The organism is Pseudomonas migulae NBRC 103157 (genome assembly GCF_002091715.1).
GTDB lineage: Bacteria > Pseudomonadota > Gammaproteobacteria > Pseudomonadales > Pseudomonadaceae > Aquipseudomonas > Aquipseudomonas migulae_A.
In genome coordinates, this window is the sequence record NZ_BDAG01000012.1 from 123,705 (window position 1) to 143,543 (window position 19,839).

Consider the following 19,839-nt stretch of genomic DNA (forward strand, 5'->3'; position numbering starts at 1 on the left):
CTCCGCTCGGGACAGCCTGCCGCCTCCGATCGGTCACCCACAGGTGGCAAGCACACACACGCAGCCAATCCGGCCAATTGTCGAACACCCCAGTAGGGCCGAGCGCGCGGGAACGAACCCGCCACTCGCCCAGGAAGCCTGAATATGAACTCGTCCGTCTCTGCTCTGCCGCTGTCCACCCTGAGCCCTGCCAATGAAGCACTGACCCTGCGTCTGCCAAGCTCATTGCAACTCAAACAGCAATTGCCCCTCAGCAACGCCCTGACCCGCCAGGTCGCGGCCCACCGCGACGCAGTCCGCGCGATCCTCAACGGTGAAGACTCCCGTTTGCTGGTCATCGTCGGCCCTTGCTCGATTCACGATCCCCAGTCCGCCCTCGAATACGCGAGCAACCTCGCCCGCCTCGCCGCCGAAGTCAGCGATGAAATGCTGCTGGTGATGCGCGCCTACGTTGAAAAACCCCGAACCACGGTCGGCTGGAAAGGCCTGGCCTACGATCCGCACCTGGACGGCAGCGATGACATGGCCGGCGGCCTGACCCTGTCCCGCGAGCTGATGCGCGAAATGCTCCGACTGGGTTTGCCCATCGCCACCGAATTGCTGCAACCGATGGCTGCCGGTTACTTCGACGACCTGCTCAGTTGGGTGGCCATTGGCGCCCGCACCACCGAGTCGCAGATCCACCGGGAAATGGCCAGTGGCCTGAACATGCCGGTCGGTTTCAAGAACGGCACCGATGGCGGCGTCGGCGTTGCCAGCGACGCCATGCGCTCGGCCGCCCATCCGCATCGGCACTTCGGTGTCGACAGTCAGGGGCATCCGGCGATCATTCAGACCCCGGGCAATGCAGACACTCACCTGGTATTGCGCGGTGGCCATCGCGGCCCGAACTACGATCGCGACAGCGTCGCCAAAGTGAACAGCGATTTGACCAAGCTGAAGATCCCGGCACGGATCATGGTCGACTGCAGCCACGCCAACAGCGGCAAAGACCCGCTGCGTCAACCGGCGGTGTTCAACGATGTGCTTGATCAGCGCCTGCAAGGTGATCGCTCGCTGATCGGGATGATGATCGAGAGCCATCTGTTCGAGGGTTGCCAGCCGTTGAATCCGTCGCTTCAGTACGGCGTATCGGTGACAGATGGGTGCCTGGGATGGGACGGGACGGAGGCGTTGTTGCGTTCGGCGGCGGAACGGTTGCGAGCGACACGCGGTTGACAGGCAAATAGCATTCCGGAGGTAGGTCATTGCAGAACTCTGCGCTACCTCCGGTTAAAGGACGTCCGGACATTCCGAAAAAAGCCTCCTGCGGATTCGAAAATTCGTACCTTACCTATTCCGTTTTCCCCCATGTACAGCGGCTTTTTCAGACATCGCGCGAACACCCGAGTGCTTTAGAGTGAGGCCCGAGCACATCCTCGAACTCCCGCGAAAAGGTACGAACATGCAACGGAATGCAAGCACTCTCTATCCCATCCTGCTGGTTCACGGCTTGTTCGGTTTCGACCGGATCGGCCCGTTTGAACTCTTCCAGGACATCAGGCAAGCACTGCGCAGCGACGGCGCCAGGGTGTTCATACCTCACCTGTCGGCTACCCATACCAACGAAGCACGCGGCAAACAGCTTCTGGCACAGATCGAACGAGTGCTGGAAGGTACCGGTGCAGAGAAGGTCAACCTGATCGGACACAGCCAGGGCGCACTGGCCGCACGTTATGCCGCAGCGATAGCGCCGCAATTCGTAGCGTCGGTGACGTCGGTCAGCGGACCGAATCACGGCTCGGAACTGGCGGATTTCCTGCGAAAGGCACTGACGCCCGGTCGCCTCCCGGAACGGGCCGCCGAAGCGGTCGTCACCTTGTTCGCCGATTTCCTGTCTTTGCTGAGTGGCAACCCGCACCTGCCGCAGAACGCTATCGCCGCGTTGAATGCGCTGACCACTGAAGGTGTCTACGCATTTAATGAGAAATACCCTCAGGGCCTGCCAAAAACCTGGGGTGGCAAGGGTCGCGAGCTGGTCAACGGGGTTCGCTACTATTCCTGGAGCGGCACGTTGCAGGGGACCGTTATCGATGAAGGGCTCAATGCACTTGATCCGCTGAACGGGTTCTCACTGGCCTTTTCTCGGTATTTCACTACCGAAGCCGATCAGAACGACGGCATGGTCGGACGCTTCAGCTCCCATTTGGGCAAAGTGATCCGTTCCGACTACCCGCTCGATCATCTGGACAGCATCAACCAGACAGCCGGTCGCGTCCGCACTGGCGTCGACCCGATTGATTTGTATGTGCAACACGCTGAACGCCTGCGAAAGGCTGGCCTGTGAGCATTCGAAGGAACTTTGAGAAGAAAAGGACCACTGAATCCGGTAGGCTCCGCATTTTATTGAACATTGAAAGGAGTATTTCCCATGGCTAAAGCCACTGCCCGTCACATCCTGGTTGCCAGCGAAGACAAGTGCAACGAACTCAAAGCCCAAATCGAAGCGGGTGCCGATTTCGCCGAAGTTGCCAAAGCCAACTCCACCTGCCCGTCCAGCCGTCAGGGCGGCGACCTGGGTTCGTTCGGTCCAGGCCAGATGGTCAAGGAATTCGACACCGTGGTCTTCAGCGCACCGATCAACGTGGTGCAAGGTCCGGTCAAGACTCAGTTTGGTTACCACTTGCTGGAAGTGACCAGCCGTCAGGACTGATCCAATCGCTTGGCTTTTCCGCACAACGGCCCGCCTTTTTGGTGGGCCGTCGTGTTTCGGATGCGTGATACGGCTGGCGAGGGACGCGCCGCTAGCGTACAAATTGCGGTTATCGACCACCCGGCTCTAAGGCTGACAATGCGACTGGCTTTCCCTACTTTGCTGTTCACTGCCGTGGCCCTGCTGTTGGGCGCCGCCGGTGTGAATGCCGCCCCCCAACATGCGCTGACCGTCTACGGTGAACCGGCCAAGTACCCTGCCGGCTTCAGTCATTTTGCCTACACCAATCCGCAAGCCCCCAAGGGCGGGACGATGCGCCGCTCGGCGATCGAAATCGGGCATTTCGATCATGTCCTGCCTTATATAGACAAAGGCATCGGCGTGACGCAGATCGACGGTTTGATCTATTCGCCCCTGGCCCAGCGCTCGCTGGACGAGCCTTACACCGTTTATGGCCTGGTGGCGCAGAAGATGGAGCGCTCGGAAGACGGTTTGTCCCTGCGTTTCTACCTCAACCCCAAGGCCCGCTTCGCCGATGGCAAGCCGATTACCGCTGAAGACGTGCGCTACACCTTCGATCTGCTGATGACCCAGGGCAGCCTGCGCTATCGCACGCAATTCGCCGACGTCAAAGGCGTCGAAGTGGAATCGCCGAGCACCGTTCGTTTCGATTTCAAGAGCAACGAAAACCGCACCCTGCCCCTCGACATCGCGACTTTGCCGGTGTTTCCCGAGCATTGGTGGAAAACCCGTGACTTCGCCAGCGGCGGTGGTTACGAGCCACCGCTGGGCAGCGGCCCGTACAAGGTGAGCAAGGTCGACTCCGGGCGCAGCATCACCTTCGAACGCAACCCCGACTGGTGGGGCAAGGACCTGCCGGTCAGCCGCGGCCTCTACAATTTCGATCATTTCAGCATCGAGTACTTCGGCGACACCGACGTGGCGCGCCAGGTGTTGCGCGGTGGTGCGTACGACTACAACCGTGAGTTCTCCGCCACCGGCTACTCCATCGGCTACGACGGCCCGGCGCTCAGCGACGGTCGCCTGCAGAAGGCGCATCTGGCGCAAAACGCGCCGCAATCAGCGCAAGGTTTCGTGTTCAATCTGCAAAATCCGTTGTTTCAGGATCGCCGCGTACGTCAGGCCTTGGCGATGCTCTGGGATTTCGAATGGAGCAACCGGCAGATGATGCGCGACCTCTATATTCGCCAGCAAAGTTTCTTTTCCAACACCGACCTTGCCGCCCGCAGCCTTCCCGATGCCGCCGAGCTGGCGATTCTTGAACCCTTGCGCGGACAGATCCCCGACGAAGTGTTCACCAAAGTCTTCGAAGCACCGAAAACCGATGGCAGCGGCGTGATCCGCGACAAACAACTGCAAGCGCTGGACTTGCTCGGGCAGGCCGGGTGGAAACCCGATGGCGATCAACTGGTGAACGCCGAAGGCCAACCGCTGAGCTTTACGTTCCTGGTCAGCCAGAACGGCATGGACCGTTTGCTGCTGCCGTACAAGCGCACGCTGAAGCAGATTGGCATCGACCTGAACATCCGTCGCATCGATTCGTCCCAATACGTCAATCGCCTGATGTCCCGGGATTACGACATGATCGTCACCGGCTATCCGGTCACCACCTCGCCGGGCAACGAACTGAACAACTATTTTGGCTCCGCGGCGGCCAACGATCCGGGCTCCAACAATTACATGGTATTGAAAAACCCGGCGGTCGATACGCTGGTCAGCGGCCTGGTTCGCGCCACCACCCAGGCCGACATGTTGCGCTACGCCCATGCACTCGACCGGGTGCTGCAATGGAACTACTACTGGATTCCCAACTACTATCCGCCGGGCAGTTCGACCGTATGGTGGAACCGCTTCGGGATTCCCAGCGTGCAAGCCGCCAATGACGAAGCCATCGAGAGTTGGTGGGAAGTGAGCACCACGCCGCTGACCAACCAACAGATGACCGCCGAGCTGATCAAGCGCGGCAAACCCGGAGGGCCGCACTGATGTGGGCTTACATTCTGCGGCGTCTGCTGCTGATCATTCCGACGCTGGTGATCATTCTGCTGGTCAACTTCGTCATCGTTCAGGCCGCGCCAGGCGGCCCGGTGGAACAGGCAATCGCGCACCTGCAAGGGATCGGCGGCGCCAGTGTCGGCGGTGGCTCCAGCGAAGTCATGAGCGGCAGTTCTCGGGCCAGTCGCGGCCTCGATCCGCAACTGATCAAGGAAATCGAAAAACAGTACGGCTTCGACAAGCCGGCGCCGGAGCGTCTGTGGCTGATGCTCAAAAGCTATGCGCAACTGGATTTCGGCAAAAGCTTTTTCCGCGGCGCCACCGTCACCGACCTGATCCTGGAAAAAATGCCGGTGACCATTTCTCTCGGGCTCTGGGCCACGCTGATCACCTATCTGGTGTCGATCCCGCTGGGCATCCGCAAAGCCGTGCATCACGGCAGCCACTTCGATATCTGGAGCAGCACCGCGATCATCATCGGCTATGCGATGCCAGCATTCCTGTTCGCGATGTTCCTGATCGTGGTGTTCGCCGGCGGCACGTCGCTGAACTGGTTCCCGGTGCGCGGCCTGGTCTCGGACAACTTTGAATCGCTGTCCACGGTGGGCAAGATCGCCGACTACTTCTGGCACCTGGTGTTGCCGGTGACGGCGCTGGTGATCGGCGGATTTGCCACCCTGACGATCCTGACCAAAAACTCCTTCCTCAACGAAATCACCCGCCAATACGTGGTCACCGCCCGCGCCAAAGGCATGAGCGAACGGCGCGTGCTGTACGGCCACGTGTTCCGCAACGCGATGTTGTTGGTGGTGTCGGGGATTCCCCAGGCGTTCATCAGCGTGTTCTTTGCCGGCTCGCTGCTGATCGAGGTGATCTTTTCCCTCGATGGCCTGGGTCGCATGAGCTACGAGGCGGCGGTGTCCCGGGATTATCCGGTGGTGTTCGGTTCGTTGTTCATCTTCACGCTGTTCGGCCTCCTGATAAAACTGGTCGGCGACCTCTGCTACACCCTGGTCGACCCGCGTATCGACTTCGCCGCGAGGAACGCCTGATGTTCAAGCTTTCGCCGTTGGCGCGTCGCCGTTTCGAACGCTTCAAGAAAAACCGTCGTGGCTGGTGGTCGCTGTGGCTGTTTATCGGTCTGTTCCTGTTGAGCCTGGGCGGCGAGCTGATCGCCAATGACAAACCGCTGGTGGTCCGTTACCAGGACTCGTTGTACTTCCCGGTTTTCAAGCGCTACACCGAGCAGGAGTTCGGCGGACAACTGCCGTTCCAGGCCGACTACCGTAGCGACTATGTGCAGAAGCTGATCAAAAAGGACGGCGGCTGGTTGTTGTTTCCGCCGATCCCGTTCAGCGACGACACGCCTAACTACGACCTGAACAAACCGGCGCCGAGCCCGCCCTCGAACGTCAATTGGCTAGGCACCGACGACCAGGCGCGTGACGTGTTGGCCCGGGTGATTTTCGGTGCGCGGGTGTCGATCCTGTTTGCGTTGATGCTGACATTCGTCAGTGCGCTGATCGGCATCGCCGCCGGCGCGTTGCAAGGTTATTACGGCGGCTGGGTCGACCTGATCGGTCAGCGTTTGCTGGAAGTCTGGTCGGGGTTGCCGGTGCTGTATCTGCTGATCATCCTGTCGGGGTTCGTCGAGCCGAATTTCTGGTGGCTGCTGGGGATCATGGCGCTGTTTTCCTGGCTGGCCCTGGTGGACGTGGTGCGCGCCGAGTTCCTGCGCGGACGCAACCTGGAATACGTCAAAGCCGCCCGCGCACTGGGCCTGACCGACCGCAAAGTCATCGTGCGGCACATTTTGCCCAACGCGATGAACGCAACGCTGAGTTACCTGCCGTTCATTCTGACCGGGGCGATTTCGACGCTCACCGCGCTGGATTTCCTCGGTTTCGGCATGCCTGCTGGCAGCGCTTCACTGGGTGAACTGATCGGTCAGGGCAAACAGAACCTGCAAGCGCCGTGGCTGGGGCTGACGGCGTTTTTCACCCTGGCATTGATTCTTTCTTTACTGGTGTTTATCGGCGAGGCGTTGCGAGATGCCTTTGATCCTCGGTCTTGAATAAGCGGATGTTGATATGAGTAACCTGATCGAAATCCGCAACCTCAACGTGGCCTTCAGCGGCCAGACCGTGGTGCGCAATCTGAGCCTGGACATCCGCCCCGGTGAATGCCTGGCGCTGGTCGGTGAGTCGGGATCCGGCAAATCGGTGACTGCGCACTCGATCCTGCAATTGCTGCCCGAGACCGGCACCGAATCCACCGGCAGCATCCGCTATCGCAACAAGGAACTGCTCGGCGCCTCCTCCAAAGTGCTGCGGGAATTGCGCGGCAACCGCATCGCGATGATTTTCCAGGAGCCGATGACCTCGCTCAACCCGCTGCACAGTATCGAAAAGCAGATCGGCGAAACCTTGCTGTTGCACAAAGGCTTGACCGGCAAACCCGCGCAGGCACGGATTCTTGAATTGCTGCACCTGGTGGGCATCCAGAAACCCAAGGAACGGCTCAAGGCGTACCCGCATCAACTGTCCGGCGGTCAGCGGCAACGGGTGATGATCGCCATGGCCCTGGCTTGCGAGCCAGAGTTGCTGATCGCCGACGAACCCACCACGGCGCTGGACGTGACAGTGCAGCGCAAGATCCTGCTGCTGCTCAAATCTCTGCAACAGCGACTCGGCATGTCGCTGCTGCTGATCAGCCATGACCTCAACCTGGTGCGCAGCATCGCCCAGCGCGTGTGCGTGATGAAGGCCGGGGAAATCGTCGAACAGGCACCCTGCGAGACGCTGTTCACCGAGCCAAAGCATCCGTACAGCTGCGTGTTGCTGAACGCCGAACCGGAAGGTGAAGCCCTGGCACGGGACGCGCGCGAGAACGTATTGGAAGTGGAAAACCTTTCCGTGCGCTTCGCTCTCAGTGGTGGGCTGTTCCAGCGTAAAACGTATTTGCACGCGGTGGATGGCATCAGCCTGAATGTTCAGCGTGGCAAGACGCTGGGCATTGTCGGTGAATCCGGTTCCGGCAAGTCCACGCTGGGCCAGGCGATCCTGCGACTGCTCGACTCCGAAGGCAGCATTCGCTTTCAGGGTGAGGCGCTGGATGGTCTGACGCAAAAGCAGCTGCGGCCGTGGCGCAAAAAAATGCAGGTGGTGTTCCAGGATCCATTCGGCAGCCTCAGCCCACGGATGTCCGTGGCGCAGATCATCAGCGAAGGCCTTGAGGTTCACAGTCAATTGACGGCGGATGAGTGCAAGGCCGAGGTGATTCGGGCGCTGCAGGAAGTCGGCCTCGACCCGCAAAGTCGCCATCGCTACCCTCATGAGTTTTCCGGCGGCCAGCGCCAGCGCATCGCCATTGCCCGGGCCCTGGTGCTGAAACCGGCGCTGATCCTGCTCGACGAACCGACCTCGGCGCTGGACCGCACGGTGCAAAAACAGGTGGTTGCCCTGCTTCGCCAGCTTCAGGAAAAACATGGGTTGACGTACCTGTTCATCAGCCATGACCTGGCGGTAGTCCGCGCCCTCGCCCATGACATGATTGTGATCAAGGACGGCAAGGTAGTGGAAAGCGGCGCCAGCCACGACGTGTTCGATTCACCACAGCATCCGTACACCAAAGAGCTGTTGGCGGCGGCGCATCCGCGGTAGGCATAATCCGTGCAATACCTTTGGACCGAGTTGTGGCCTTCGCGAGCAAGCCCGCTCTCACATTTGACCGAGTTGTCTGGTCGAACGCGATCGAATGTGGGAGCGAGCTTGCTCGCGAAGGGGCCGGCACAGGCAATAAATAATCAGGATCAGCCCACATGAACACCACCGAAAGCCTGAAGGACTACCAGCGCGTTCGCCTGTTGGCGATCCGTTCGCTGTTCGAGATCATCGAGCAGTCGAGTGAAGGCACGGTGATCGTCGATCGCGACGCCAACATCGTCTGGATGAACGAACGCTACGCCAGGCGCTTCGGCCTGGCGTCGGCGGAAGTGGCCATCGGCAAGGCCTGCGAAAGCGTGATCCCCGGCAGCCTGCTGCGTGAGGTGGTGCGCACTGGCCGGCCGATTCTGCTCGACATGCAAGACACCCCCAAGGAACCGCTGGTGGTCATGCGCCTGCCGATTCACGACGATGCCGGCGTGGTGATCGGTGCGATCGGTTTCGCGCTGTTCGATGAGTTGCGCAGCCTGTCGCCGATGCTCAAGCGCTACATGAGCATGCAGGAAGAACTGGCCTCCACCCGCTCGCTGCTGCGGGCACGACAGACCAAGTACAACTTTGCCCATTTCATTGGCACCAGCGCGGCCAGCCTCGAAGTCAAACGCCGCGCCCGGCGCAGTGCCAGCGCCGATTCGCCGGTGTTGCTGCTCGGCGAAACCGGCACCGGCAAAGAGCTGTTGGCGCAGGCTATTCACGGGGCTTCACCGCGTGCCCATAAAGCCTTTGTCAGTATCAACAGCGCAGCGATTCCCGAGTCTCTGCTGGAAGCCGAATTCTTCGGCACCGCCCCCGGCGCATTCACCGGTGCCGACCGCAAGGGCCGTGCCGGCAAGTTGCAGATTGCCCAGGGCGGCACGCTGTTCCTCGACGAGATCGGCGACATGCCGCTGCCCCTGCAAAGCAAACTGCTGCGGGTGTTGCAGGAAAAGGAATTTGAACCGGTGGGTTCCAATGAAGTGATCCAGAGCGATGTACGGGTGATCGCAGCCACCTCGACCGACCTTGAAGCGGCGATCAAACGCGGCGAGTTTCGTGCCGATCTGTATTACCGCCTCAACGTGTTGCCAATCCAGGTGCCGCCGCTGCGGGATCGTCTCGATGATTTGCCGGCCCTGAGTGAAGCGATTCTCGAGGAGCTGCGCAGTCAGCATGAACTGAACCGCGAAGCGCTGGAGCTGTTGGCGCAACACGCCTGGCCGGGGAACATTCGCGAACTGCGCAACGTGCTGGAACGGGCGGCATTGCTCAGTGACGACCTGATGCTGAATGCGCAGGATATCCGCGCGGCGATTGGTACGTTTACGCCGGTGGAACGCGCGGCGCCGTTAAAGATTGAGTCGGTTGAGCACGAGACGTTTAGTGAGGCACGTGAACGGTTTGACCGGCAATTGATTGAATCTGCCCTCGCGCAATGTGGGGGGAAGGTGATTGAAGCGGCGGCACGCCTGGGGCTTGGACGGTCGACGCTTTACAAGAAGATGGTGGCGCTGGGGATTGCCGAGTCTCCATAAAGAGACACGAATCTCTATTGGTAGATATGTTTGGGAGCGCTGCGCGCTCATCGCCAGCCAGCCGGCTCCTACAGGAGATCGCATTCACAACACACACCCTTGTAGGAGCCGGCTTGCTGGCGATAAGGCCCTCAACATCACAAAAAATCTCAAAATAGAGACAAACACGTTCACCCGCCGCTAAAAAACCCATAAATATCCTTATATTTCAACATGTTGCACCTATGGCACGAAACTCGCTATAGCCCTCCTCCACACAGCTTCACCCCACAAAAATAACAATCCAGGAGACACACCATGAGTGTGATCATTGCCTTGGCAGCCCTCGCGCTGCTGATGCTCGCAGCCTACCGTGGCTACAGCGTTATCCTCTTTGCTCCGATTGCCGCCCTCGGCGCCGTTCTGCTCACCGACCCTTCCGCCGTCGCCCCCGCTTTCACCGGGGTGTTCATGGAAAAAATGGTCGGCTTCATCAAACTGTATTTCCCGGTGTTCCTGCTCGGCGCGGTGTTCGGCAAGCTGATCGAGTTGTCGGGTTTCTCGCGTTCCATTGTCGCGGCGGCGATTCGTCTGCTCGGCACCCGTCAGGCGATGCTGGTGATCGTGCTGGTCTGCGCCCTGCTGACGTACGGCGGCGTGTCGCTGTTTGTGGTGGTGTTTGCGGTCTACCCGTTCGCTGCCGAAATGTTCCGCCAGAGCAATATCCCTAAACGCCTGATCCCGGCGACCATCGCCCTCGGCGCGTTCTCGTTCACCATGGACGCCCTGCCCGGCACCCCGCAGATCCAGAACATCATCCCCAGCACCTTCTTCAACACCACCGCCTGGGCGGCGCCGTGGCTGGGTTTGATCGGCTCGATCTTCGTGGTCTGCGCCGGCATGCTGTTTCTGCAGCGCCAGCGCAACAAGGCTCAGGCCACCGGTGAAGGCTATGGCTCCGACCTGCGCAACGAGCCGGAAACCGCAGCCGATATCAAGCTGCCAAATCCATGGATCGCGCTGTCGCCACTGCTGGCGGTGGGCATCATGAACCTGCTCTTCACCCAGTGGATTCCCCAGTGGTACGGCAAGACCCACAGCCTCGCACTGCCGGGCATGGCCGCGCCGGTGACCACTGAAATCGCCAAGCTCACGGCGATCTGGGCGGTTCAGGCTGCGTTGCTGGTCGGCATCATCATGGTGCTGGTGTTCGGCTTCAAGGCGATTCGCGGCAAGTTGGCCGAAGGCAGTCGTACCGCGGTCGGCGGTTCGTTGCTGGCGGCGATGAACACCGCCTCGGAATACGGCTTCGGTGCGGTAATCGCTTCCTTGCCGGGCTTCCTGGTACTGGCCGACTGGCTCAAGAGCATTCCAAACCCGCTGGTCAACGAAGCGGTGACCGTCACCCTGCTGGCCGGCATTACCGGTTCGGCGTCCGGCGGCATGAGCATTGCGCTGGCGGCCATGGCCAATGACTTCATCGCCGCGGCCCATGCCGCCAACATTCCACTGGAAGTGATGCACCGGGTCGCGGCGATGGCGAGCGGCGGCATGGACACCCTGCCGCACAACGGCGCGGTGATCACCTTGCTGGCCGTCACCGGCCTGACCCACCGCGAAGCCTACAAAGACATTTTCTGTATTACGCTGATCAAGACCCTGGCGGTCTTTGTGGTGATCGGTACTTTCTACGCCACTGGCATTGTGTGAGGTATTCATGACGACTCTTTCGGGCAAGACTGCACTGGTCACCGGTTCAACCAGCGGCATCGGCCTGGGCATCGCCCTCAGCCTGGCCAAGGCCGGCGCCAACCTGATCCTCAACGGTTTCGGCGATGCCTCCAAGGTGATTGCCGAGGTCGAACAGTTCGGTGGCAAGGTCGGCCATCACCCCGCCGATGTCAGCGACCCGGCGCAGATTGCCGACATGATCGCCTACGCCGAGCGCGAGTTCGGCGGCGTGGACATACTGGTCAACAATGCCGGCATCCAGCATGTGGCTCCAGTGGAAGACTTTCCCGTGGAGCGCTGGGACTCGATCATTGCGATCAACCTGTCCTCGGTGTTTCACAGCACCCGTTTGACCCTGCCGGGCATGCGCCACAAAGGCTGGGGACGGGTCATCAACATCGCCTCGGTGCACGGTCAGGTCGGGTCGGTGGGCAAGGCGGCTTACGTCGCGGCCAAGCACGGGGTGATCGGTTTGACCAAGGTGGTCGGCCTGGAAACTGCCACGACCAATGTCACCTGCAACGCAATCTGTCCGGGCTGGGTGTTGACGCCGCTGGTGCAGAAGCAGATTGATGACCGCATCGCGACCGGGATTGATCCGCAGCAGGCGCAGCATGATTTGCTGGCCGAGAAACAGCCTTCGCTGGAGTTCGTCACGCCGCCGCAATTGGGTGAGCTGGTGTTGTTCCTGTGCAGCGAGGCCGGCAGCCAGGTGCGGGGCGCGGCATGGAATATTGATGGTGGGTGGTTGGCGCAGTGATCCGCTGCTAACACCTGTGGTGAGGGGGCAAGCCCCCTCACCACAAAAAGCCGGCTGAATGCATTAATAAAAAGAGGCAAATCATGTCCGACATCCTCTGGCAACCCGACGCCAAGCGCATCGCCAAGACTCGCATGGAGGCCTTTCGGCGTTTCATCAATCAGCGACATCACCTCGACGTCACCGATTACGCCGATCTGCATCAATGGTCGATCGATCAGCGGGTCGACTTCTGGCAAGCCATCGTCGATTTCTTTGATATCCGCTTCCACGATCAACCCGACGCGGTGCTGATCGAAGGCGACCAGATGCCCAGCGCCCAATGGTTCCCTGGCGCTACCCTGAACTTCGCCGAACACCTGCTGCGCCGTCGCGACGATGCCGTCGCCGTGATCGCGATCGGCGAAAACGGCCAGCGCGAACAGCTGACCTGGGCCGAACTGGCCGAGCATGTCGCCGGTTTTCAGAACAGCTTGATCGCCGCCGGTGTCGGCCTCGGCGACCGCGTCGCCGCGTGCATGCCCAATACCTGGCAAACCCTGGTCGCCATGCTCGCGACCACCAGCCTCGGGGCGATCTGGTCGTGTTCGTCGCCGGACTTCGGCACCCAAGGCGTGATCGACCGCTTCGGCCAGATCGAACCGAAAGTGTTGATCACCTGCGCCGGTTACCGCTACGCCGGCAAAGACATCGACCAGCGCGCCAAGGTCAACGAAATCCTCGAACGCCTGCCGTCCCTGCAACAATTGATCGTCGTGCCTTACGCTCGACCACAGGCGCGTATCGCAGACTTCCGCACCCACGCCGACGTGACGCTCTGGGATGAATTCTACGAACCCGGTGGCGAACCGGATTTTGTCGCCGTGCCCTTCGCGCACCCGCTGTACATCCTCTATTCCAGCGGCACCACCGGCGTGCCCAAATGCATCATTCACAGCACCGGCGGCGTGCTGCTGCAACACGTCAAGGAACACGGCCTGCATTGCGATCTCGGTCCCGCCGACCGTTTGTTCTACTACACCACATGCGGCTGGATGATGTGGAACTGGCTGGTCTCGGCCCTGGCCGTGGACAGCGCCGTGGTGCTGTACGACGGCTCGCCGTTTCACCCTGGCCCCGAGCGTTTGATCGACCTGATCGACGACGAGCGCATCAGCGTGTTCGGCACCAGTCCCAAATACCTCGCGACGCTGGAAAGCACCGGCGTGAAACCTCGGCAAAGCCACGATCTGGGCAGCCTGAAAACCCTGCTGTGCACCGGGTCTGCGCTGTCACCGCAAAGTTACGAGTACGTTTACCGCGACTTCAAGGCCGACCTGTGCCTGGCGTCGATGTCCGGCGGCACCGACATCGTTTCGTGCTTCGTGAACGGTAATCCGTGGCTGCCGGTGCGTCGCGGCGAAATCCAGGGCAAGAGCCTGGGCATGGCCGTCGAGGTCTGGAATGACGCCGGCACGCAGGTAGTGGGTGAAAAAGGCGAGCTGGTCTGCACCCGGCACTTCCCGGCAATGCCCATCGGCCTGTGGAACGACCCGACTGGCGAAAAGCTGCGCGCGTCCTACTTCAGCCAGTTTCCGGGCGTCTGGGCCCAGGGCGATTACGCCGAAGAGTTGGCTCATGGCGCAATGATGATTCACGGCCGCTCGGACGCCGTACTCAACCCTGGCTGCGTGCGCATTGGCACCGCGGAAATCTACCGTCAGGTGGAGAAAGTCCCGCAGGTGATCGACAGCGTGGCCATCGGTCAGCAGTGGCAGGATGACGTGCGGGTGGTGCTGTTCGTGCGCCTGCGCGATGGCATCGAACTCGACGAAGCCCTGCAACAGCAGATTCGCCAGGTCATTCGCGCCAACACCACGCCACGGCATGTGCCGGCGAAGATCGTCGCGGTGACGGACATTCCACGGACCATCAGCGGTAAAGTGGTCGAGCTGGCGGTGCGGAACGTGGTGCATGGCCAGCCGGTGAAGAACACCGATGCGCTGGCCAATCCTGAAGCGCTGGAGCAATTCCGCGACCGCCCCGAGCTCAACACCTGAAACACACCCCTCTGTAGGAGCCGGCTTGCTGGCGATGGCGGCCCTGACGGTTGATGTTAAACGCCAGGCGGCCATCGCCAGCAAGCCGGCTCCTACAGAGGGGGATTTGTGTCAGTCCATCAGCCCCCATTCGCCGGGTGGTGCATTGGGGCCCGGTGATGCGTCGGCATGCAGCTTCAGCCGCAGACGCAAATTGTTTACCGAGTCGGCGTACTTCAGCGCTTCCTCCTCATCGATCGCGCCTTCTTCAACCAACGCAAACAACGCGCCATCGAACGTCTGCATGCCCTGCTCGGCGGACTTCTCCATGATCCCTTTGAGCTCATCGAATTCGTTGCGCCGGATCAAGTCACCAATGGTCGGCGTACCGAGCATCACTTCCACCGCGGCTCTGCGTTGCCCATCCCGGGTACGTACAAGCCGCTGGGAAACGAACGCTTTCAGATTGCTGCCCAGGTCATGCAGCAATTGCGTGCGCCGCTCTTCCGGGAAGAAGTTGATAATGCGATCCAGCGCCTGATGGGCGTTGTGGGCATGCAAGGTGGAAATCACCAGGTGCCCGGTATCGGCAAACGCCAGCGCATGCTCCATGGTTTCGCGGTCGCGGATCTCGCCGATCAGCACCACGTCCGGCGCCTGGCGCAGGGTGTTCTTCAACGCCGCATGGAAACTGCGGGTATCCACGCCGACCTCGCGCTGATTGATGATCGATTTCTTGTGCCGATGGATGTATTCGACCGGGTCTTCGATGGTGATGATGTGGCCGCTGCTGTGGCGGTTCCGATAATCGATCAGTGCCGCCAGCGAGGTAGACTTGCCCGAATCGGTAGCGCCAACGAACAGTATCAGCCCTTGTTTGAGCATGACCGTTTCCAGCAGCACCGCGGGCAACTGGAGGTCTTCGAAACGCGGAATATCGAGTTTGACATTACGCATCACGATCGACACGTCATTGCGTTGTTTGAAAATATTGACCCGAAAACGCCCGACACCCGTCAAAGAGATCGCCAGGTTCATCTCCAGTTCACGATCGAACTCCAGCCGCTGTTCGGCGTCCATGATGGACATGGCAATCGCCGTGATTTCCCCCGGTTTGAACGGCTGGTCGGACAAGGGTTTGAGCACGCCATCAAACCGTGCGCTGGGCGGCGCGCCGGTGGACAGGTACAGATCGGAACCTTCCTGGCTGGCCAGGATCTTTAAAAGCCCATCTATTTCCATGGCAAAAAGCACCCGCGAAGCATTGAATGAACAGAAAATGACCCCGAAAACGGGTCATACAGCGCCTATCGATCTAGGATAGTAGACCCCGCCACACAGACTGACGTGCAGGACACCTTGATGAACGCAACACCCACCGGCAGCGATGCCCAAGCCTTGATTGCCAGACTGGACTGGACGAGCACCCCGCTCGGCAGCGCCAGTGCCTGGCCGCAGAGCCTGCGTACGGCGGTGGACATCGTGATTCATTCACCGATGCCGATGCTGTTGCTGTGGGGGCCGGAGCTCACGCAGATCTACAACGACGGCTTCGCCCTCCTGGCCGGCAGCAAGCATCCGTACGCTTTCGGACAACCGACACACCAGATCTGGCCAGAACTCAAAGACTTTACCGACCCGATTTACAGCGCCGTCCTACAGGGTCAGGTGCGAACCTACAGTGAACAGCGCTTCACCCTGCAACGCGATAATGACGAATCCGACTTCTGGCTGGATTTAACCTACAGTCCGATCCGCGATGAAAGCGCCGAGGTCGCCGGGATTCTGGTCACCGCCATCGAAACCAACGAACGCCGACGCATCGCCCTCGAACTTGAACAACGCTCGGCCGCCAGCCTGAAGGCTCAGCGCGAAACCGAGGAACGCCTGCAATTGGCGCTGGCCGCCACCGACGCTGTCGGCACCTGGGACTGGGACATCAACGAAGACCGCTTCATCGCCGACGCGCACTTTGCCCAATTGCACGGCATCGATCCGCTGCTCGCCAGCCAGTTGCCCATCAGTGCTTATCTCGAAGCCGTGCATCCGCAAGACCGCGCGATGGTCACCCGCGGCATCAAGCACTGCATCACCCACGGCACCGAATACGCCGAGGAATATCGCCTGCTGCAACCCGACGGTCAGCTGCGCTGGGTGTTTGCCCGGGGCCGTTGCTACAAGGATCACCATGGCCGGCCCATCCGCTTCCTCGGTGCCGCCCTGGACCTGACCGAACGTAAACACACTGAACAGGCCTTGCGCCAGAGCCAGACCGAGCTGCAGCTGATCATCAACGCCATGCCGATTCTGATCAGTTACGTCGACAGAGAGGAACGCTTTCGCCTGAACAACGCCGCGTACCTGGATTGGTATGGCCTGACACCCCAGGAACTTTACGGCCGGACCATTCGTGAGGTGCTGGGCGAAGAAGCCTATGCCTTGCGCGCCGGATACATCGCCGAAGCGCTGGCGGGCAGAACCTGCTGTTTCAGCATCAGCACGCCGCATCATGATGGCAGCACCCGTCAGGCCTTGATGAACTACCTGCCCCGCCACGGCCCGGATGGCGCAGTGAACGGTTTCTACATTTTCGTGATCGACGAAACCGAGCGCAAAGAGACCGAAGAAGCCTTGCGCAACCTCAACGAAACCCTTGAAGAGCGCGTTGCCGCCCGCACCCAGCAATTGGCCGAAGCGAACCAGCGCCTGCAAAACGAGATGTTCGAGCGCGAGCGCGCTGAAGACGCGTTGTGCCATGCACAGAAAATGGAAGCGGTCGGTCAGCTCACCGGCGGTATCGCCCATGACTTCAACAACATGCTCACCGGGATCATCGGCAGCCTCGACCTGATGCAGCGCTACATCGCTGACGGGCGCACTGCCGAGATCGGCCGTTTCGCCGAAGCGGCCGTGTCGTCGGCCAACCGCGCGGCCGCCCTGACCCATCGTCTGCTGGCGTTCTCCCGGCGCCAGTCGCTGGATCGCAAGACGCTGAATGCCAACGCGCTGATTCATTCCCTGGAAGACCTGCTCAGTCGCACCAAGGGCGATCACATCGCGCTGAAGCTGCAACTGGCCGATGAAGTCTGGCCGGTCAGCACCGACGTCAGCCAACTGGAAAACGCGTTGCTCAACCTGGTGATCAACGCCCGCGACGCCATGCCCGATGGCGGCGAGTTGCTGATTGAAACGGCCAACGTTTACCTCGACAGCAGCGATATCAACACTCTGGAAACGGTCAAGCCCGGTGACTACGTGATGATTGCCGTCAGCGACAACGGCACCGGCATGACCCCGTCGGTGCTCGCCAAGGCCTTCGACCCGTTCTTCACCACCAAACCCATCGGCCAGGGCACAGGGCTTGGTTTGTCGATGATTTATGGTTTTGCCCAGCAGTCAGGCGGTCACGTCAAACTCGACAGCCTTCCAGGCCAAGGCACCTGCGTTCGCCTTTACCTGCCGCGGCTGCATTTCCCTGAACCGGAAAATACGCTGCTGCCCTTCAGTGGCGAGGCGCCTGCGGCGATTGACGGTGAAACCGTGATGTTGGTGGAGGACGATCCGGCCGTGCGCATGCTGGTCCTCGACTTGCTGAACGAGCTGGGGTATCACGCCCATGAAGCCGGAAATGCGAAGACCGCCCTGCCCTTGCTGGAGTCCGACGTTCGCGTTGATCTGCTCGTGACCGATGTCGGGCTACCGGGCATGAACGGTCGGCAACTGGCGGAAATCGCGCGTCAGCACCGGCCGGAACTCAAGGTGCTGTTCATGACCGGGTACGCGGAGAACGCCGCCGAACGCCAGGGCTTCCTCGAGGAAGGCATGGACATGGTGACCAAGCCGTTCTCGATTGATCTGCTGGCCAACAAGATTCGTACGATGATCGGCCAACCGTAGGAGCTGCCGCAGGCTGCGATCTTTTCAGCGAGTTAAGGCATAATCGCGCCCCCCGCTGGCACCAACATAGCCATCACCGTTGCAAGGTACTGCCCATGAAAGCTCAAGCCCGCCATATTCTGGTGAAAACCTCGGAAGAAGCCGAGCAGCTCAAACAACGCATCGCCAAGGGCGAAGCTTTCGATGTGCTGGCCAAGAAATACTCCACCTGCCCTTCCGGCAAACGCGGCGGTGATCTGGGTGAAGTGCGGCCGGGGCAAATGGTGGGAGTGATTGATGCGGTGATCTTCAAAAAGCCATTGCGCGTGGTGCATGGGCCGATCAAGAGCAAGTTCGGGTATCACCTGGTGCAGGTGTTCTACCGGGATTAATCACAAATTCCTGTAGGAGCTGCCGTAGGCGGCGATCTTTTGATCTTGATTTCCAAGGGTAAGATCAAAAGATCGCCGCCTACGGCAGCTCCTACATTGGGATGCATTTCAAGTTTTGGGGATCAGTGCCCCCGGCATCTGAATCACCCGACTCGCCAACCGATGCCCGGCCTCGGCCGCTTCCAACGGGCTGCCGCCCTTGAGCCGACTGGCCAGGTACGCCGCACTGAACGAATCTCCCGCCGCCGTGGTATCTACCACGCGCTCAACCTTCTGTGCCGGCACCTCGAACGACTCACCATCACAACGAATCAGACACGCCTCGGCGCCGCGCTTGAGCACCACTTCCGGCGTGCCCATTTGCGCGTAAGCGGCAAACACCGCCTCGCAATCGGAAAAATCGAACAGCGCCTGCTCGTCATCCACCGTCAGCAACGCCAGGTCGATATACGGCAGCACGCTGCGATACGCCGCCCGAGCCTCCTCGATCGATGCCCACAACCGGGGCCGGTAGTTGTTGTCGAAGACGATCCGCGCATCCCGCTGCCGTGCTTCGATCAGGGTTTTCAGCAGTTTTGCCCGACCTTGGGTGCCAAGCACCGCCAGGGTTATGCCGCTGAAGTACAGCACATCGTAGTCCGGCAACGCTGCCAGAATGGGGGCCGCTGCCGGGGTGGTGAAGCAATCCCGGACCGCAGCTTCGTTGCGCCAATAAAGAAAACGCCGCTCGCCGGCGGCGTCGGTCTGGATGCAATACAAGCCGGGTAAACGGCCGGGCAAGCGCTGGACCATGCCCAGACCGATGTTTTCTTCGGCCCAGCTCTGGCACATGGCGTCGCTGAAACTGTCATCGCCCAGGGCGGTGACGTAATCCACCGCGCCGCCTTTGCCAAGCTCGCGGGACAGGTAGACCGCGGTGTTCAAGGTATCGCCGCCGAAGCTCTGCTGCAGACTGCCGTCGGCACGCTGCTGCAGCTCGATCATGCATTCGCCGATCAGGGCGATGCGCGGGGTGTTGGGGCCGAGGGTGTTGATGGTGTTCATTGTTGTTTCTCAGGTAGTTCGATGGTGTCCGGGAGGCCGTCATCGCCAGCAAGCCGGCTCCTACAATGGAATGCGTTCCCTCTGCTTGCTGGCGA

At 60.6% G+C, this 19,839-nt stretch carries 15 protein-coding genes; 13 read left to right on the top strand and 2 right to left on the bottom strand.

Features of this window, described 5'->3' with window-relative positions; genetic code table 11:
- The first annotated feature begins 144 nt into the window (after positions 1-144).
- From PMI01S_RS12020 to PMI01S_RS12070, 11 genes are all read left to right on the top strand, one after another.
- Complete coding sequence (locus PMI01S_RS12020) at positions 145-1,218, top strand: 3-deoxy-7-phosphoheptulonate synthase (RefSeq protein ID WP_084320169.1); 1,074 nt, start codon at positions 145-147, stop codon at positions 1,216-1,218.
- Positions 1,219-1,444: 226 nt separating this feature from the next.
- Complete coding sequence (locus PMI01S_RS12025) at positions 1,445-2,326, top strand: esterase/lipase family protein (RefSeq protein ID WP_084320171.1); 882 nt, start codon at positions 1,445-1,447, stop codon at positions 2,324-2,326.
- Positions 2,327-2,410: 84 nt separating this feature from the next.
- On the top strand, positions 2,411-2,692 hold the full coding sequence (locus tag PMI01S_RS12030; RefSeq protein ID WP_008029538.1) for a peptidylprolyl isomerase: 282 nt from the start codon (positions 2,411-2,413) through the stop codon (positions 2,690-2,692).
- A 138-nt stretch (positions 2,693-2,830) separates the two neighbouring features.
- Positions 2,831-4,699 carry an extracellular solute-binding protein gene (locus tag PMI01S_RS12035; RefSeq protein WP_084320173.1) on the top strand — a complete coding sequence of 623 codons (1,869 nt, stop codon included), beginning with the start codon at positions 2,831-2,833 and terminating at the stop codon, positions 4,697-4,699.
- A complete protein-coding gene (locus PMI01S_RS12040; RefSeq protein ID WP_017339138.1) occupies positions 4,699-5,760 on the top strand; it encodes a microcin C ABC transporter permease YejB in 1,062 nt (353 codons plus the stop codon). The genes PMI01S_RS12035 and PMI01S_RS12040 overlap by 1 nt, the downstream gene beginning before the upstream one ends.
- Positions 5,760-6,782, top strand: coding sequence for an ABC transporter permease (locus PMI01S_RS12045; RefSeq protein ID WP_084320175.1), 1,023 nt, complete (start codon positions 5,760-5,762; stop codon positions 6,780-6,782). The genes PMI01S_RS12040 and PMI01S_RS12045 overlap by 1 nt, the downstream gene beginning before the upstream one ends.
- Before the next feature lie 16 nt (positions 6,783-6,798).
- Positions 6,799-8,370: an ABC transporter ATP-binding protein gene (locus PMI01S_RS12050; protein WP_084320177.1), complete on the top strand. Its 1,572-nt coding sequence runs from the start codon at positions 6,799-6,801 to the stop codon at positions 8,368-8,370.
- Between the two features lie 158 nt (positions 8,371-8,528).
- Positions 8,529-9,944, top strand: coding sequence for a sigma-54 interaction domain-containing protein (locus tag PMI01S_RS12055; RefSeq protein ID WP_084320178.1), 1,416 nt, complete (start codon positions 8,529-8,531; stop codon positions 9,942-9,944).
- A 297-nt stretch (positions 9,945-10,241) separates the two neighbouring features.
- Entirely contained in the window at positions 10,242-11,633 is a 1,392-nt protein-coding gene (locus tag PMI01S_RS12060) for a GntP family permease (protein ID WP_084320180.1), read from the top strand.
- Between the two features lie 7 nt (positions 11,634-11,640).
- Positions 11,641-12,414: a 3-hydroxybutyrate dehydrogenase gene (gene hbdH, locus PMI01S_RS12065; RefSeq protein ID WP_084320182.1), complete on the top strand. Its 774-nt coding sequence runs from the start codon at positions 11,641-11,643 to the stop codon at positions 12,412-12,414.
- Positions 12,415-12,497: 83 nt separating this feature from the next.
- The gene (locus PMI01S_RS12070; protein ID WP_084320184.1) at positions 12,498-14,453 is read left to right on the top strand and encodes an acetoacetate--CoA ligase; all 1,956 of its coding nucleotides are present in this window, start codon (positions 12,498-12,500) and stop codon (positions 14,451-14,453) included.
- Positions 14,454-14,564: 111 nt separating this feature from the next.
- Here PMI01S_RS12070 and PMI01S_RS12075 read toward each other — a convergent pair whose 3' ends face one another.
- Positions 14,565-15,674: a PilT/PilU family type 4a pilus ATPase gene (locus tag PMI01S_RS12075; protein WP_084320186.1), complete on the bottom strand. Its 1,110-nt coding sequence runs from the start codon at positions 15,672-15,674 to the stop codon at positions 14,565-14,567.
- Between the two features lie 120 nt (positions 15,675-15,794).
- Between PMI01S_RS12075 and PMI01S_RS12080 the strand changes: the two genes are divergently transcribed.
- Together PMI01S_RS12080 and PMI01S_RS12085 are read left to right on the top strand one after the other, a co-directional pair.
- A complete protein-coding gene (locus tag PMI01S_RS12080) occupies positions 15,795-18,329 on the top strand; it encodes a PAS domain-containing hybrid sensor histidine kinase/response regulator (RefSeq protein WP_084320187.1) in 2,535 nt (844 codons plus the stop codon).
- A gap of 95 nt (positions 18,330-18,424) precedes the next feature.
- Positions 18,425-18,700 (top strand): peptidylprolyl isomerase, encoded by a 276-nt coding sequence (locus PMI01S_RS12085; RefSeq protein ID WP_007898282.1) that lies wholly within the window; start codon positions 18,425-18,427, stop codon positions 18,698-18,700.
- Between the two features lie 108 nt (positions 18,701-18,808).
- On the opposite strand, the gene PMI01S_RS12090 is transcribed toward PMI01S_RS12085, so the two are convergent.
- Positions 18,809-19,744 carry a sugar kinase gene (locus PMI01S_RS12090; protein ID WP_084320189.1) on the bottom strand — a complete coding sequence of 312 codons (936 nt, stop codon included), beginning with the start codon at positions 19,742-19,744 and terminating at the stop codon, positions 18,809-18,811.
- Between the last annotated feature and the right edge of the window lie 95 nt (positions 19,745-19,839).

Coding starts and splice junctions, on each gene's coding strand:
- PMI01S_RS12055 (WP_084320178.1), top strand. CDS start 8,529: ATGAACACCACCGAAAGCCTGAAGGACTACCAGCGCGTTCGCCTGTTG.
- PMI01S_RS12020 (WP_084320169.1), top strand. CDS start 145: ATGAACTCGTCCGTCTCTGCTCTGCCGCTGTCCACCCTGAGCCCTGCC.
- PMI01S_RS12090 (WP_084320189.1), bottom strand. CDS start 19,744: ATGAACACCATCAACACCCTCGGCCCCAACACCCCGCGCATCGCCCTG.
- PMI01S_RS12025 (WP_084320171.1), top strand. CDS start 1,445: ATGCAACGGAATGCAAGCACTCTCTATCCCATCCTGCTGGTTCACGGC.
- PMI01S_RS12045 (WP_084320175.1), top strand. CDS start 5,760: ATGTTCAAGCTTTCGCCGTTGGCGCGTCGCCGTTTCGAACGCTTCAAG.
- PMI01S_RS12075 (WP_084320186.1), bottom strand. CDS start 15,674: ATGGAAATAGATGGGCTTTTAAAGATCCTGGCCAGCCAGGAAGGTTCC.
- PMI01S_RS12040 (WP_017339138.1), top strand. CDS start 4,699: ATGTGGGCTTACATTCTGCGGCGTCTGCTGCTGATCATTCCGACGCTG.
- PMI01S_RS12035 (WP_084320173.1), top strand. CDS start 2,831: ATGCGACTGGCTTTCCCTACTTTGCTGTTCACTGCCGTGGCCCTGCTG.
- PMI01S_RS12030 (WP_008029538.1), top strand. CDS start 2,411: ATGGCTAAAGCCACTGCCCGTCACATCCTGGTTGCCAGCGAAGACAAG.
- PMI01S_RS12050 (WP_084320177.1), top strand. CDS start 6,799: ATGAGTAACCTGATCGAAATCCGCAACCTCAACGTGGCCTTCAGCGGC.
- PMI01S_RS12085 (WP_007898282.1), top strand. CDS start 18,425: ATGAAAGCTCAAGCCCGCCATATTCTGGTGAAAACCTCGGAAGAAGCC.
- PMI01S_RS12070 (WP_084320184.1), top strand. CDS start 12,498: ATGTCCGACATCCTCTGGCAACCCGACGCCAAGCGCATCGCCAAGACT.
- PMI01S_RS12060 (WP_084320180.1), top strand. CDS start 10,242: ATGAGTGTGATCATTGCCTTGGCAGCCCTCGCGCTGCTGATGCTCGCA.
- PMI01S_RS12080 (WP_084320187.1), top strand. CDS start 15,795: ATGAACGCAACACCCACCGGCAGCGATGCCCAAGCCTTGATTGCCAGA.
- hbdH (WP_084320182.1), top strand. CDS start 11,641: ATGACGACTCTTTCGGGCAAGACTGCACTGGTCACCGGTTCAACCAGC.